The organism is Streptomyces sp. NPDC005402, from assembly GCF_040606575.1.
Classification (GTDB): domain Bacteria; phylum Actinomycetota; class Actinomycetes; order Streptomycetales; family Streptomycetaceae; genus Streptomyces.
Genome location: NZ_JBEXFB010000003.1, coordinates 443,199 through 456,526, shown reverse-complemented (window position 1 = coordinate 456,526; position 13,328 = coordinate 443,199). Strand labels below are relative to the sequence as shown.

The 13,328-nt window shown below is 68.8% G+C and carries 13 protein-coding genes; 11 read left to right on the top strand and 2 right to left on the bottom strand.

Annotation, left to right across the window (positions count from 1 at the left end; translation table 11 throughout):
* Nucleotide 1: 1 nt before the first annotated feature.
* Both def and ABZT02_RS08060 read right to left on the bottom strand, forming a co-directional pair.
* Nucleotides 2–649 carry a peptide deformylase gene (gene def, locus ABZT02_RS08065; protein ID WP_356015368.1) on the bottom strand — a complete coding sequence of 216 codons (648 nt, stop codon included), beginning with the start codon at nt 647–649 and terminating at the stop codon, nt 2–4.
* A 162-nt stretch (nt 650–811) separates the two neighbouring features.
* Nucleotides 812–1,618: a C40 family peptidase gene (locus tag ABZT02_RS08060; RefSeq protein ID WP_356015366.1), complete on the bottom strand. Its 807-nt coding sequence runs from the start codon at nt 1,616–1,618 to the stop codon at nt 812–814.
* A 733-nt stretch (nt 1,619–2,351) separates the two neighbouring features.
* Between ABZT02_RS08060 and ABZT02_RS08055 the strand changes: the two genes are divergently transcribed.
* The 11 genes from ABZT02_RS08055 to nuoK are packed head-to-tail and all read left to right on the top strand — an operon-like array spanning nt 2,352 to nt 13,325.
* On the top strand, nt 2,352–2,711 hold the full coding sequence (locus tag ABZT02_RS08055; protein WP_007383963.1) for an NADH-quinone oxidoreductase subunit A: 360 nt from the start codon (nt 2,352–2,354) through the stop codon (nt 2,709–2,711).
* Nucleotides 2,712–2,725: 14 nt separating this feature from the next.
* The gene (locus ABZT02_RS08050) at nt 2,726–3,280 is read left to right on the top strand and encodes an NADH-quinone oxidoreductase subunit B (RefSeq protein WP_007383964.1); all 555 of its coding nucleotides are present in this window, start codon (nt 2,726–2,728) and stop codon (nt 3,278–3,280) included.
* Nucleotides 3,277–4,044, top strand: coding sequence for an NADH-quinone oxidoreductase subunit C (locus tag ABZT02_RS08045; protein WP_356015364.1), 768 nt, complete (start codon nt 3,277–3,279; stop codon nt 4,042–4,044). Before ABZT02_RS08050 ends, ABZT02_RS08045 begins: the two co-directional genes overlap by 4 nt.
* 55 nt (nt 4,045–4,099) lie before the next feature.
* Nucleotides 4,100–5,428, top strand: a complete 1,329-nt coding sequence (locus ABZT02_RS08040; RefSeq protein ID WP_356015363.1) for an NADH-quinone oxidoreductase subunit D — start codon at nt 4,100–4,102, stop codon at nt 5,426–5,428.
* Nucleotides 5,425–6,285, top strand: a complete 861-nt coding sequence (gene nuoE, locus ABZT02_RS08035; protein ID WP_356015362.1) for an NADH-quinone oxidoreductase subunit NuoE — start codon at nt 5,425–5,427, stop codon at nt 6,283–6,285. The genes ABZT02_RS08040 and nuoE overlap by 4 nt, the downstream gene beginning before the upstream one ends.
* Nucleotides 6,282–7,634 carry an NADH-quinone oxidoreductase subunit NuoF gene (gene nuoF, locus ABZT02_RS08030; protein ID WP_356015359.1) on the top strand — a complete coding sequence of 451 codons (1,353 nt, stop codon included), beginning with the start codon at nt 6,282–6,284 and terminating at the stop codon, nt 7,632–7,634. Before nuoE ends, nuoF begins: the two co-directional genes overlap by 4 nt.
* Complete coding sequence (locus tag ABZT02_RS08025; RefSeq protein ID WP_356015358.1) at nt 7,631–10,159, top strand: NADH-quinone oxidoreductase subunit G; 2,529 nt, start codon at nt 7,631–7,633, stop codon at nt 10,157–10,159. The genes nuoF and ABZT02_RS08025 overlap by 4 nt, the downstream gene beginning before the upstream one ends.
* On the top strand, nt 10,156–11,532 hold the full coding sequence (gene nuoH / locus ABZT02_RS08020) for an NADH-quinone oxidoreductase subunit NuoH (protein WP_356015357.1): 1,377 nt from the start codon (nt 10,156–10,158) through the stop codon (nt 11,530–11,532). Before ABZT02_RS08025 ends, nuoH begins: the two co-directional genes overlap by 4 nt.
* On the top strand, nt 11,525–12,175 hold the full coding sequence (nuoI, locus tag ABZT02_RS08015; RefSeq protein ID WP_356015356.1) for an NADH-quinone oxidoreductase subunit NuoI: 651 nt from the start codon (nt 11,525–11,527) through the stop codon (nt 12,173–12,175). Before nuoH ends, nuoI begins: the two co-directional genes overlap by 8 nt.
* On the top strand, nt 12,172–13,029 hold the full coding sequence (locus tag ABZT02_RS08010) for an NADH-quinone oxidoreductase subunit J (RefSeq protein WP_356015355.1): 858 nt from the start codon (nt 12,172–12,174) through the stop codon (nt 13,027–13,029). Before nuoI ends, ABZT02_RS08010 begins: the two co-directional genes overlap by 4 nt.
* Complete coding sequence (gene nuoK / locus ABZT02_RS08005) at nt 13,026–13,325, top strand: NADH-quinone oxidoreductase subunit NuoK (protein WP_003974374.1); 300 nt, start codon at nt 13,026–13,028, stop codon at nt 13,323–13,325. Before ABZT02_RS08010 ends, nuoK begins: the two co-directional genes overlap by 4 nt.
* Nucleotides 13,326–13,328 lie beyond the last annotated feature (3 nt).

Genomic DNA, 13,328 nt, shown 5'->3' with positions numbered 1-13,328 from the left:
CTCAGGCGCCGACCGGGCCCTGAGCGCCGTTCAGCGCCTCGATGTTGGCCGTCCGGCGGGCGAACACCTCGTCCCGCCGGTCCGCCACCTGCCGCAGCGCCTCCTTGCGTTCCCGCTTGGACAGCCGGTCCAGATACACCTGCCCGTTCACATGGTCGGTCTCGTGGGCCAGGCAGCGCGCGAAGTATCCGGTCCCCTCGATCACGAGCGGCTCGCCGTCCCTGTCGAACCCGCGGACCACGGCCCGGTCCGGACGCGGTACGTCCATGACGGCGCCCGGCACCGACAGGCACCCCTCGCTGTCGTCGAGCAGCCTGCGCCCGGCCGGGTCGAGCGGGTCGAGCACCGGGTTGACGATGTGCCCGACATGCCGGGCCCCGTCGTCGTCCGGGCAGTCGTACACGAACAGCCGCAGACCGACGCCGACCTGGTTCGCCGCGAGTCCCGCGCCGTCCGCGATGTACATCGTCAGGAACATGTCGTCGATGAGCGCGGCGAGATCGGGCCCGAACTCGGTCACGTCCCGGCACGGCTTGTGCAGCACCTCCTCGCCGACCTCGGTGATGCGCCGCACCCGTCCGCGCCGGGCCTCGGGGGCGAGCCGGGGATACGAGTCGGTGGGCCTGCCCTGGACGAACACACTGGGCATGGTGATGTCTCCTGTCCCGTAGGGATGGTGCGGATGTGGACCGCGGAACACATCCAACAGCCCCGGGAACAGGCGGGGGGTGAGATCGGCCGGAGAAGGGCTCGGACAAGGCGGAAGGGCCGCAGCCCCGAGCGGCTGCGGCCCTGCCAAGTTGTTCCGGTGTCAGAGAACCCGCACCGCTCCGGTCGGCGGGTCGTAGGACAGCGGCTTCTCGACGACGCCCGTCGAGGGGTTCTGCGCGCCGACGAACATGCCGTCGCCGACGTACACCGCCACGTGGTACGCGCTGCCCGCGCCGCCCCAGTACAGGATGTCGCCCGGCTGGAGGTTGCTCAGCGAGACCTGGGTGCCCGCGGTCGACTGGTCCTGCGAGACACGCGGCAGGTCGACACCGATCTGGCTGAACGCGGCCTGCACGAGGCCGGAGCAGTCCCAGGAGTTGGGGCCGGTGCCACCGGAGACGTAGGCGTCACCGACCTGTGCCTTCACGAAGGCGATGACGGCCGCGGCCGAACCGGTGGCCGTGGACGAGCTCGTGGAGACGCTGGCGCTCGCCGAGGCGGACAGGGTGGTCCGCTCGGAGCTGCGCGAGGCGGCCTCCTCCGCGGCGGCCCTGCGTGCCTCCTCGGCCTTCTTCTTGGCCTCCGCCTTCTTCTTGGCCTCCGCGAGGTCCGCCTTGGCCTGCTTCGCGGCCTTTGCGGCGGCCGCGTCACGCTCGGCCTGCAGCTGGTAGTTGGCGGCCGCCTGCTGCATCGCGTCGGCGGACTCGGCGACCTGGCTGCCCAGGTCGGCCGACAGGGTGGGCAGTTCGAGGGTCTGCGTCGTCGACTCGGCGGCGAACGCCGAAGCCGACGCGCCCGCCGCTGCCATGCTGAGCACGCCACCGGCGACGCCGGCGCGGACGGCGATCGAAGTCGTCGCGCTGCGGCGGGGTTTCCGGTGGCTGCGTATGTGAGCGGTGTGGGACATGAGACCAACTGGTATCAGGGGCTCCTCCATACCTTCAAGAAACGTGTGCTGCGCCACAGTTGTTCAATCGGTGGCCCGAATTCCGGGTGGGGCGCTCTTTATTGACGCCGTAACGGACATTGCGGACTCTCGTGATCATGGCCGTGATCATGGACTTTCGCTGTTACGCCCGAATTGCCCCGCGGCTACCATCGGTTGGGTCCGATGGCCAAGCCCCCTTCTTATGGATCTCTCATGGATGTGGCGGAGGTCACGCAACGGTTACGGCGAGGGCTGCGTCCGAGGCGTCCGGTGCTCGTGAATGTGTGCACGCGTCCACACCCGTCCTCGCGCCTCCCTCTGATGTGTGAACGCGATCCTCTACCAAGCCGTCGCGTCCAGCACCAATTTGCATGCAGCGGAAGTCTCTTGATATGGAGACGCCCCTCCCGACCTGCGCCGACTGGCGGAAATGTCACCTCTGGTGATCACTTGGACGCTTCTCGTGTGAAGATCACCGCCGATCCGGCTTCATGATCCTTCGTCGGGTGGTGGAGATCACAAAGCTTGTGCAATACCCCGTGTCGCAGATCACAGACCGGCAGGCATAAGATGCGGGTCAGTTGGGCTTGTGACCTGCTTCACATGTTCGCGATCTTCGTCGAGACGGACGGAGGTCAGAGGGACGTGTGAGTCGGGTGTGAGTCCGATGCCATCGCCAGCAGTCAGTGCCGACTGAGAGGAGCGAGGAGCGGTGAACGCTTATGCGCCCATCCTCGTACTGGGAGCCCTCGGGGCAGGCTTTGCGATCTTCTCCGTGGTCATGGCCACGCTGATCGGTCCGAAGCGGTACAACCGGGCCAAGCTCGAGGCCTACGAGTGCGGGATCGAGCCGACCCCCACGCCGGCCGGCGGCGGGCGCTTCCCCATCAAGTACTACCTGACGGCGATGCTCTTCATCGTCTTCGACATCGAGATCGTCTTCCTCTACCCCTGGGCCGTCACCTTCGACGCCCTGGGTGTTTTCGGGCTCGTGGAGATGCTGCTCTTCGTGCTCACCGTCTTCGTCGCGTACGCGTACGTATGGCGGCGCGGCGGCCTGGAATGGGACTGAGGGGCCTTTAACTCATGGGACTCGAAGAAAAGCTGCCGAGCGGCTTCCTGCTGACCACCGTCGAGCAGGCCGCGGGCTGGGTGCGCAAGGCGTCCGTCTTCCCGGCCACCTTCGGCCTGGCCTGCTGTGCCATCGAGATGATGACCACGGGCGCCGGACGCTACGACCTGGCCCGCTTCGGCATGGAGGTCTTCCGCGGCTCACCCCGCCAGGCGGACCTCATGATCGTCGCCGGCCGGGTCAGCCAGAAGATGGCGCCGGTGCTCAGGCAGGTCTACGACCAGATGCCGAACCCCAAGTGGGTCATCTCCATGGGGGTCTGCGCCTCCTCGGGCGGCATGTTCAACAACTACGCGATCGTGCAGGGCGTCGATCACATCGTCCCGGTCGACATCTATCTGCCCGGCTGCCCGCCACGGCCGGAGATGCTGATGGACGCCATTCTCAAGCTCCACCAGAAGATCCAGTCCTCCAAGCTCGGCGTGAACGCCGAGGAGGCGGCCCGCGAGGCGGAGGAGGCGGCGCTCAAGGCCCTGCCCACGATCGAGATGAAGGGGCTGCTGCGGTGAGCGACGCGAACGGCACGAGCAACGGCGCGGGCGGGGCGTCGAACGGGGTGAACCCCGAGAAGGACCTCGGCGCCTCCAACCTCCCCGGCCAGCGTGGCGACGGCGGTGAGGAGATCCGCGTCCAGCGCGGGATGTTCGGCGCCGACAACGGGGGCGACACCTCCGGCTACGGCGGCCTGGTCCGCTCGATCAGGCTCCCCGGGGCGGCCGCCCGCCCCTACGGCGGCTGGTTCGACGAGGTCGCCGACGAACTGGAGGGCGCCCTGGAGGAGCAGGGACTGCTCCCCGGCAACGCGATCGAGAAGACGGTCGTCGACCGCGACGAGATCACCTTCCACATTGAACGCGAGCACCTGCTGCGCGTCGCACAGACCCTGCGCGACGACCCGGCCCTGCGCTTCGAGCTCTGCACCGGCGTCAGCGGGGTCCACTACCTCCACGACAAGGGCCGCGAGCTGCACGCCGTCTACCACCTGCGCTCGATCACCCACAACCGGCTGATCCGCCTGGAGGTCAGCGCGCCGGACGCCGACCCGCACATCCCGTCCCTGGTGTCGGTGTATCCGACCAACGACTGGCACGAGCGCGAGACCTACGACTTCTTCGGAATCGTCTTCGACGGTCACCCGGCCCTGACGCGGATCATGATGCCGGACGACTGGCAGGGCCACCCGCAGCGCAAGGACTACCCCCTCGGCGGCATCGCCGTCGAGTACAAGGGCGCCCAGATCCCGGCTCCGGACCAGCGGAGGTCGTACTCATGAGCGCCCGCCCGTCGCCCGACCACCGCCCCTCAACGATTCCCTTCGGGAGGCTGTAATGACTGCATCCGCCTCCGCCGCTTCGGCGCGCGAGACCACCGAGGGCACCGTCTACACGGTCACCGGTGGCGACTGGGACGAGATCGTCCAGGCCGCGGCCCGCGCCGACGACGAACGCATCGTCCTCAACATGGGCCCGCAGCACCCGTCCACCCACGGAGTGCTCCGCCTGATCCTGGAGATCGACGGCGAGACGGTCACCGAGGCCCGCTGCGGCATCGGCTACCTCCACACCGGCATCGAGAAGAACCTCGAGTTCCGCACGTGGACGCAGGGCACCACGTTCGTGACGCGCATGGACTACCTGACGTCCTTCTTCAACGAGACCGCCTACTGCCTCGCCGTCGAGAAGCTCCTCGGCATCGAGGACCAGATCCCCGACCGGGCCGAGATCATCCGGGTGCTCCTGATGGAGCTGAACCGGCTCTCCTCGCACCTGGTGTGCATCGCCACCGGCGGCATGGAGCTCGGCGCCACCACGATCATGATCTACGGATTCCGTGATCGTGAAATGATTCTCGACATCTACGAGCTCATCACGGGCCTGCGGATGAACCACGCGTACATCCGCCCCGGCGGACTCGCCCAGGACCTGCCGCCCGGCGCGGTGGACCACATCCGCGAGTTCGTGAAGAAGATGAAGAAGAACCTTCCGGAGTACGACAAGCTCGCCACCGGGAACCCCATCTTCAAGGCCCGTATGCAGGACGTCGGCTATCTGGACCTGGCGGGCTGCATGGCCCTCGGCGCCACCGGCCCCATCCTGCGCTCCACCGGCCTGCCGCACGACCTGCGCAAGGCGCAGCCCTACTGCGGCTACGAGACCTACGAGTTCGACGTCCCGACCGCCGACACCTGCGACTCCTACGGCCGCTTCCTCATCCGGCTCGAGGAGATGCGCCAGTCGCTCAGGATCGTCGAGCAGTGCCTGGACCGGCTGCAGCCGGGACCGGTCATGGTCGCCGACAAGAAGATCGCCTGGCCCGCCCAGCTCGCCCTGGGGCCTGACGGGCTCGGCAACTCCCTCGACCACATCAAGAAGATCATGGGCACCTCCATGGAGGCCCTGATCCACCACTTCAAGCTGGTCACCGAGGGCTTCCGCGTCCCGCCGGGTCAGGCGTACGCGGCCGTCGAGTCGCCCAAGGGCGAACTCGGGGTGCACGCCGTGTCCGACGGAGGCACCCGCCCCTTCCGGGTCCACTTCCGCGACCCGTCCTTCACCAACCTTCAGGCCATGGCGGCGATGTGCGAGGGCGGCCAGGTCGCCGACGTCATCGTCGCTGTCGCGTCCATCGACCCCGTGATGGGAGGCGTCGACCGGTGACCACGAGTTCTTCCGAGCGGGGCGTCAGCCTGGGCATGCCCGAACTGCCCGCGCCCGCTTACCCGGACGACGTACGGGCCCGGCTGGAGGCGGACGCGCGCGAGATCATCGCCCGCTACCCGGACTCCCGCTCGGCGCTCCTGCCGTTGCTGCATCTCGTGCAGTCGGAGGAGGGGCATGTCACGCGCACCGGGATGCAGTTCTGCGCGGACGTGCTGGGGCTGACCACGGCCGAGGTCACCGCGGTGGCCACCTTCTACACCATGTACCGGCGCAGGCCGTCCGGCGACTACCAGGTGGGGGTGTGCACCAACACCCTGTGCGCGGTGATGGGCGGCGACGCGATCTTCTCGGAGCTCCAGGAGCACCTGGGCGTCGGCAACGGCGAGACCACCGACGACGGCAAGGTCACCCTGGAGCACATCGAGTGCAACGCGGCCTGCGACTTCGCGCCGGTCGTGATGGTCAACTGGGAGTTCTTCGACAACCAGACCCCGGCGAGCGCGAAGCGCATGGTCGACGACCTGCGCGCGGGGCGTCCGGTCGAGCCCACGCGCGGGGCACCGCTGTGCACCTTCAAGGAGACCGCGCGGATCCTCGCCGGCTTCCCCGACGAGCGGCCAGGAGCCGTCGAGGCGAGCGGCGGGGCCGGACCCGCGTCACTGGTGGGCCTCCGCCTGGCCAGGGGAGAGACCGCACCCGCGCGCGTGGTCCATCCGCGCGAAGGAGCGTCGCAGGACAGGGACGTCCACGAGCCGTCCCCGTCGGAGCACCTGAGCTCACACGACGCGCCACAGGACACGTCGGCCTCCGACCCGGCCCATCCGGCCGGGCCCGCCGCCGAGGAGGGGGAGTGATGACCTTGGCACCCGAACTGAAGGACACCGGTCCCGAGAAGCTGCTCGCACCCGTGCTGTCGGCCTTCTGGGACGAGGACGAGTCCTGGACGCTGGACGTCTACAAGAGGCACGAGGGATACGAGGGGCTCCGCAAGGCGCTCGCGATGTCGCCGGACGACCTGATCGCGTACGTCAAGGACTCCGGTCTGCGCGGCCGCGGCGGCGCCGGATTCCCCACCGGAATGAAATGGCAGTTCATTCCGCAGGGAGATGGAAAGCCGCACTATCTAGTTGTCAACGCCGACGAGTCGGAGCCCGGGACCTGCAAGGACATCCCGCTCCTCTTCGCGAACCCGCACAGCCTCATCGAGGGCATGATCATCGCGTGTTACGCCATCAGGTCTTCGCATGCCTTCATCTATCTCCGCGGTGAAGTCGTCCCCGTGCTGCGGCGGTTGCACGCGGCCGTGAGCGAGGCCTACGCGGCCGGCTACCTCGGACAGAACATCCTGGGCAGCGGCCTCGATCTCGACATCACCGTGCACGCCGGCGCCGGGGCGTACATCTGCGGTGAGGAGACCGCACTGCTCGACTCGCTCGAAGGCCGCCGTGGACAACCGCGGCTCCGTCCCCCCTTCCCTGCGGTCGCGGGCCTCTACGCCTGCCCGACTGTTGTGAACAACGTGGAGTCGATCGCGTCGGTTCCCGCGATCCTCCAGAAAGGCAAGGACTGGTTCAGGTCGATGGGCAGCGAGAAGTCCCCGGGCTTCACGCTGTACTCGCTCAGCGGCCACGTCGCCAGCCCCGGCCAGTACGAGGCCCCGCTCGGCATCACGCTCCGCCAGCTCCTCGAGATGAGCGGCGGGATGCGGCCCGGGCACCGGCTGAAGTTCTGGACGCCGGGCGGTTCCTCGACGCCGATGTTCACCGACGAGCACCTCGACGTCCCCCTGGACTACGAGGGCGTCGGCGCCGCCGGTTCCATGCTCGGCACCAAGGCCCTGCAGTGCTTCGACGAGACGACCTGTGTCGTCCGCGCCGTCACCCGCTGGACCGAGTTCTACGCCCACGAGTCCTGCGGCAAGTGCACCCCGTGCCGTGAAGGCACGTACTGGCTGGTGCAGTTGCTGCGCGACATCGAGGCCGGCAAGGGCGTCATGTCCGACCTCGACAAGCTCAACGACATCGCCGACAACATCAACGGCAAGTCGTTCTGCGCTCTCGGTGACGGCGCCGCCTCGCCGATCTTCTCCTCGCTCAAGTACTTCCGCGAGGAGTACGAGCAGCACATCACGGGCCGCGGCTGCCCCTTCGACCCGGCCAAGTCGACGGCCTGGGCCGACTCCCGCACGGAGGTGAACGCATGACCGTACGCCAGTCTGATAGCGGCTCCGCCGCGGGCCAACGCTCCTCAGGCGGGGGAGAGGCGGCGGTCCCGCCGGAGGATCTCGTCTCGCTGACGATCGACGGCGCCGAGATCAGCGTGCCCAAGGGCACCCTGGTCATCCGGGCCGCCGAACAGCTCGGCATCGAGATCCCCCGGTTCTGCGACCACCCCCTCCTCGACCCGGCCGGCGCCTGCCGCCAGTGCATCGTCGAGGTCGAGGGCCAGCGCAAGCCGATGGCCTCCTGCACCATCACCTGTACCGACGGGATGGTGGTGAAGACCCACCTCACCTCGCCGGTCGCCGAGAAGGCCCAGCACGGGGTGATGGAGCTCCTCCTCATCAACCACCCGCTGGACTGCCCGGTCTGCGACAAGGGCGGCGAGTGCCCCCTGCAGAACCAGGCGATGTCCCACGGCCAGGCCGAGTCCCGTTTCGAGGGCAAGAAGCGGACCTACGAGAAGCCCGTCCCGATCTCCACCCAGGTGCTGCTCGACCGCGAGCGCTGCGTGCTGTGCGCCCGCTGCACCCGCTTCTCCAACCAGGTCGCGGGCGACCCCATGATCGAACTGGTCGAGCGGGGCGCCCTCCAGCAGGTCGGCACCGGTGAGGGCGACCCCTTCGAGTCGTACTTCTCCGGCAACACCATCCAGATCTGCCCGGTCGGCGCGCTCACCTCGGCGGCGTACCGGTTCCGCTCCCGCCCCTTCGACCTGGTGTCCTCCCCGAGCGTGTGCGAACACTGCTCCGGCGGCTGCGCCACCCGCACCGACCACCGGCGCGGCAAGGTCATGCGCAAGCTCGCGGCCAACGACCCCGAGGTCAACGAGGAGTGGATCTGCGACAAGGGGCGCTTCGCCTTCCGGTACGCGCAGCAGCGGGACCGGCTGGAGCACCCGCTGGTGCGCAACCCCGAGGGCGAGCTGGTGCCGGCCTCCTGGCCGGAGGCGCTCCAGATCGCGGCTCAGGGACTGCTCGCCTCGCGCGGCCGGGCCGGAGTCCTCACCGGCGGCCGCCTCACCATCGAGGACGCCTACGCGTACAGCAAGTTCGCGCGCGTGGCGCTCGACACAAACGACATCGACTTCCGCGCGCGCGTGCACAGCGGCGAGGAGGCCGACTTCCTGACCACGCGGGTCGCCGGCCGAGGCCGTGACCTAGACGGTACGGGCGTCACGTACTCCGCGCTGGAGAAGGCACCGGCGGTCCTGCTGGTCGGGTTCGAGGCCGAGGAGGAGGCGCCCGGCGTCTTCCTGAGGCTGCGCAAGGCCTGGCGCAAGCACGGTCAGAAGGTCTTCTCGCTCGCCACGTACGCCAGCCGCGGTCTGGAGAAGGCGGGCGGCACGCTGCTGCCCGCCGCCCCCGGCACCGAGACCGAGTGGCTGGACGCGCTGGCCGGCGGAGTCGGCCTGGAGGACGACGGCAGCAGGGCCGCCGACGCGCTGCGCACCGCGGGCGCGGTGATCGTCGTCGGCGAGCGGCTGGCCGCCGTGAAGGGCGGACTGACCGCCGCCGTACGGGCCGCTTCCGCGACCGGCGCGCAGCTGGTGTGGATCCCGCGGCGGGCCGGTGAGCGCGGTGCCCTGGAGGCGGGCGCGCTGCCGTCGCTGCTGCCGGGCGGCCGCCCGGCCACCGACCCGCGCGCGCGTGAGGAGGTCGCCTCGGTCTGGGGCGTGGCCGAACTCCCGCACCGCTACGGCCGGGACACCGGTCAGATCGTCGAGGCCGCGGTCTCCGGCGAACTCCAGGCCCTGGTGGTCGCGGGCGTCGAGATCGCGGACCTGCCCGATCCGGCACGCGCGCGTGAAGCGCTCCAGGAGGTCGGGTTCGTGGTGTCGCTGGAACTGCGTCCCGGCGAGGTCACCGAGCACGCGGACGTCGTCCTGCCGGTGGCCGCGGTCGCCGAGAAGGCCGGCACCTTCCTCAACTGGGAGGGCAGGGTGCGCTTCTTCGAAGCCGCGCTCAAGCCCGACCAGATGACCCGCCGCCTCGCCCCCACCGACGCACGGGTGCTCCAGATGCTGGCCGACGCCATGGACGTGCACCTGGGCCTGCCGGATCTGCGCACCACGCGCGCGGAGATCGACCGGCTCGGCCCCTGGGACGGACCGCGCGGCACCGAACCCTTCGAGACCGGGGCCCAGTTGCCGCGGCCCGCCGCCGGAGAGGCCGTCCTGGCCGGACACCGGCTGCTGCTCGACCAGGGCCTCCTCCAGCAGGGCGACGAGGCGCTCGCCGGAACCCGGCACGCGGCACGCGCGCGTGTGTCGGCCGCGACGGCCGCCGAGGTGGGCGTCAAGGAGGGCGACCTTCTCGCCGTGACCGGCAAGACCGGAGTCGTCGAACTGCCGCTGCAGATCACCGAGATGCCCGACCGCGTGGTCTGGCTCCCGCTGAACTCCAGCGGCGGGGGCGTCGCCTCCGACGCCGGAGTGGTGCCCGGCTCCCTCGTCCACATCGGCCCGGCGACGCTCGCAGCCGAAGTTCCCAAGGAGGTGGAGGCATGAGCCCGTACCTCGCCGCGGAAGACCTCTCGATGTTCGGCACCGACCCCTGGTGGCTCGTCGTCGTCAAGGCCGTCTTCTGCTTCGCGTTCCTGATGGTGACCGTGCTGTTCTCCATCGTGTGGGAGCGCAAGGTCGTCGCCTGGATGCAGCTGCGCATCGGCCCCAACCGGCACGGCCCCTGGGGCATGCTCCAGTCGCTCGCCGACGGCATCAAGCTGATGCTCAAGGAAGACGTCATCGTCAAGCGCGCGGACAAGGTGGTGTACATCCTCGCGCCGATCGTCGCGGCCATCCCGGCCTTCATGGCGATCGCGGTGATCCCCTTCGGCCCGTCCGACAACGAGGTCTCGATCTTCGGGCACCGCACCGCGATGCAGCTCACCGACCTGCCGATCGCGATGCTCTACATCCTCGCGGTGGCCTCGGTCGGCATCTACGGCATCGTGCTGGCGGGCTGGAGCTCCGGGTCGACGTATCCGCTGCTCGGCGGCCTGCGCTCGTGCGCGCAGATGATCTCGTACGAGATCGCCATGGGCGCCGCCTTCGCCTCGGTGTTCCTCTACTCCGGGTCGATGTCGACCTCGGCGATCGTCGAGGCCCAGCAGGACCGCTGGTACATCGTCCTGCTGCCGGTCTCCTTCATCATCTACGTCATCACCATGGTCGGCGAGACCAACCGCGCCCCCTTCGACATGCCGGAGTCCGAGGGCGACCTGGTCGGCGGCTTCAACACCGAGTACTCGTCGATCAAGTTCGCGCTGTTCATGCTCGCCGAGTACGTGAACATGGTGACGGTCTCGGCCGTGACGACCACGCTCTTCCTCGGCGGCTGGCGGGCACCCTGGCCCATCAGCACCTTCTGGGAGGGCGCCAACCACGGCTGGTGGCCGCTGCTCTGGTTCGTCATCAAGGTGCAGCTGCTGCTGTTCTTCTTCATCTGGCTGCGCGGCACGCTCCCGCGGGTCCGCTACGACCAGTTGATGAAGCTCGGCTGGAAGGTCCTCATCCCGGTCTCCGTGGTGTGGCTGATGCTCGTCGCGACCGTGCGGACCCTGCGCAACGAGAACTACGACTTCGCCGACATCGCCCTCTACGTGGGCGGCGGAGTCCTGGTCCTGCTGCTGCTCTCCTTCGTCGCCGACATGTTCCGCGAGAAGTCGAAGGAGACCGCACAGCCCGCCGAACAGCCGGCCGGATTCGACCCGATGGCGGGCGGATTCCCCGTCCCACCGCTGCCCGGACAGGAGTTGCCGCCGGTGCCCAGGCGCCGCTCGCGCCAGGAGCGGGAGCTGATTGTCAGTGGCGGGCCCGATACTCACAGTGACGGACCGTTGACTGGTTCTACGGATGGAAAGGAGGCGTCCGATGGCTGAGGAGCCCAAGGAGGCCGGGCCCATGAAGCCTGGCTTCATGAACCCCGTCGCCGGCTTCGGCGTGACCTTCAAGGCCATGTTCAAGAAGCGGCTGACCGAGCAGTACCCGGAGCAGGAGAAGACCACCGCTCCGCGGTTCCACGGACGGCACCAGCTCAACCGCCATCCGGACGGCCTGGAGAAGTGCGTCGGCTGCGAGCTGTGCGCCTGGGCCTGCCCCGCCGACGCCATCTACGTGGAGGGCGCCGACAACACCGACGAGGAGCGCTACTCGCCGGGCGAGCGGTACGGCCGCGTCTACCAGATCAACTACGCCCGCTGCATCCTGTGCGGGCTGTGCATCGAGGCGTGCCCCACGCGCGCGCTGACGATGACCAACGAGTTCGAGCTGGCCGACAGCAGCCGCGCCAACCTCATCTACACCAAGGAACAACTGCTCGCCGGCCTCGAAGAGGGCATGGTCGACTCGCCCCACGCCATCTACCCCGGCACCGACGAGCAGGACTACTACCGGGGTCTGGTCACCGAGGCCGCGCCCGGCACCGTGCCCCAGGTCGCCGTCTCCAGGGGTGAGGTGGTCCAGGAGGCCGACTCGACCTTCGGCGAGGACGAACCGGCGTCCGGGAAGGTGATCGGACGATGACCGCACCTCTCCAGCTCGCCGCCACAGCCACGCTGGCCGCCGGCACCTCCACCGGCGAGGCCTTCCAGTTCTGGGTCCTCGGCACCGTCGCCGTGATCGGCGCCCTGTGCACCGTCTTCATGAAGAAGGCCGTGCACAGCGCGCTCTGTCTCGCCGGCACGATGATCATCCTGGCGGTGTTCTACCTCGCCAACGGCGCCTACTTCCTCGGCGTCGTCCAGATCGTCGTCTACACCGGCGCGATCATGATGCTGTTCCTGTTCGTGGTGATGCTCGTCGGCGTGACCGCGGCGGACTCCCTGAAGGAGACCATCAGGGGCCAGCGCTGGCTGGCCCTGCTGTGCGGGCTCGGCTTCGGCATCCTGCTCTTCGCCGGCATCGGCAACGCCTCCCTCAAGCAGTTCAACGGCCTCACCCAGGCCAACGCGGGCGGCAATGTGGAGGGCCTCGCGACCCTCATCTTCACCAAGTACGTCTTCGCCTTCGAAATCACCGGCGCCCTGCTGATCACGGCCGCCGTCGGCGCCATGGTGCTCACCCACCGCGAGCGCACCGAGCGCGCCCTGACCCAGCGTGAGATGGCCGAGCAGCGCGTCCGCGAGGGCAAGCACGTCCCGCCCCTGCCCGCCCCCGGCGTCTACGCCCGGCACAACGCGGTGGACATCGCGGGCCTGCTGCCCGACGGCACCCCGTCCGAGCTCACGGTCAGCAAGACGCTGCGGGACCGCGGCCAGATCCGTGACGTCTCGACCGAGGCGCTCAACGACCTCAAGGCGCTGGAGCAGCGCGCCGAGGAGCGCCTGGAGCGGACCGAGATCGAACCGGCCACCTTCAAGAAGGAGGCGACGAAGTGAACCCGGTCAACTACCTCTACCTCGCCGCCCTGCTGTTCACGATCGGCGCCACCGGCGTACTGATCAGGCGCAACGCCATCGTGGTGTTCATGTGCATCGAGCTCATGCTCAACGCCTGCAACCTCGCGTTCGTCGCCTTCTCCCGGATGCACGGCAATCTCGACGGCCAGATCATCGCCTTCTTCACGATGGTCGTCGCCGCCGCGGAGGTCGTGGTCGGGCTCGCGATCATCGTGTCGCTGTTCCGTTCCCGCCACTCGGCCTCGGTCGACGACGCCAGCCTGATGAAGCTGTAAGGG

Bases quoted from the DNA above. Each gene is read 5' to 3' on its own strand.
- ABZT02_RS08060 (WP_356015366.1), bottom strand. From the start codon at position 1,618: ATGTCCCACACCGCTCACATACGCAGCCACCGGAAACCCCGCCGCAGC.
- def (WP_356015368.1), bottom strand. From the start codon at position 649: ATGCCCAGTGTGTTCGTCCAGGGCAGGCCCACCGACTCGTATCCCCGG.
- ABZT02_RS08010 (WP_356015355.1), top strand. From the start codon at position 12,172: ATGACCGCACCTCTCCAGCTCGCCGCCACAGCCACGCTGGCCGCCGGC.
- ABZT02_RS08025 (WP_356015358.1), top strand. From the start codon at position 7,631: ATGACCGTACGCCAGTCTGATAGCGGCTCCGCCGCGGGCCAACGCTCC.
- ABZT02_RS08050 (WP_007383964.1), top strand. From the start codon at position 2,726: ATGGGACTCGAAGAAAAGCTGCCGAGCGGCTTCCTGCTGACCACCGTC.
- nuoI (WP_356015356.1), top strand. From the start codon at position 11,525: ATGGCTGAGGAGCCCAAGGAGGCCGGGCCCATGAAGCCTGGCTTCATG.
- nuoH (WP_356015357.1), top strand. From the start codon at position 10,156: ATGAGCCCGTACCTCGCCGCGGAAGACCTCTCGATGTTCGGCACCGAC.
- ABZT02_RS08040 (WP_356015363.1), top strand. From the start codon at position 4,100: ATGACTGCATCCGCCTCCGCCGCTTCGGCGCGCGAGACCACCGAGGGC.